1 protein-coding gene is annotated in these 578 nt (G+C 54.7%); it reads left to right on the top strand.

Going from position 1 to position 578, the window contains the following annotated elements; translation table 11 throughout:
• A partial coding sequence (locus G6O54_RS37630; RefSeq protein ID WP_205679194.1) for a hypothetical protein occupies positions 1-189 on the top strand: 189 nt, incomplete at its 5' end.
• Between the last annotated feature and the right edge of the window lie 389 nt (positions 190-578).

The raw sequence follows: 578 nt of genomic DNA, 5'->3' as shown, positions 1-578 counted from the left end.
TCAAAGGACAGTTTCGAACAGCGTCTCTCAAGCCTGACTTCGTTCATAGCGCGAATGGAGAAGGCTAGCGCAGAGTTGAAGGAGAAGACAACGACCATCGGAGATAGATTGGAAGAACTTCAAGCTGAAAAGCTACGGAGGTCCATGGTTAAGGACAAGAGATCCGAAAGCAGGGCTGACGCACATTAACATAAGAATGCGTCAGGGAAAAGTGCCAGTACCAGGAAAACATGTCAGGAACCGTTCTATTAACACTAGGAAAAGTCGGGAAAAGGTGTCAAAGACAGGAAAAGATGTCAGGAGTCGCTTTATTGACGAGGAGTGATGATGTGGGTAGTCTGAGGGGAGCGGAAAGGGAAAGGGTCAGGAGCCGTGCATCAATGGCCAGGCACCCAAAGGGGGTGGTCTGGGGGATGCAGAGAAGAATGTTGGGCTATCCAGTCCGTATCGTGGGCAGCACGCAGTCCGTATCGTGGGCAGCACGGGGCGGTCGTTGGCCGGATTGATCTTCGACGAAGTCGAGCGGGGCTGACGACGCGAGGGGCCGGGCGGGTGTAGAGCGGTACGGAGCCGGCGCC

This window comes from Aquisphaera insulae (assembly GCF_011064615.1).
GTDB classification, from domain to species: domain Bacteria; phylum Planctomycetota; class Planctomycetia; order Isosphaerales; family Isosphaeraceae; genus Aquisphaera; species Aquisphaera insulae.
Note: the sequence above shows the minus strand (reverse complement) of the source record. Positions and strands in the feature narration are given on the sequence as shown.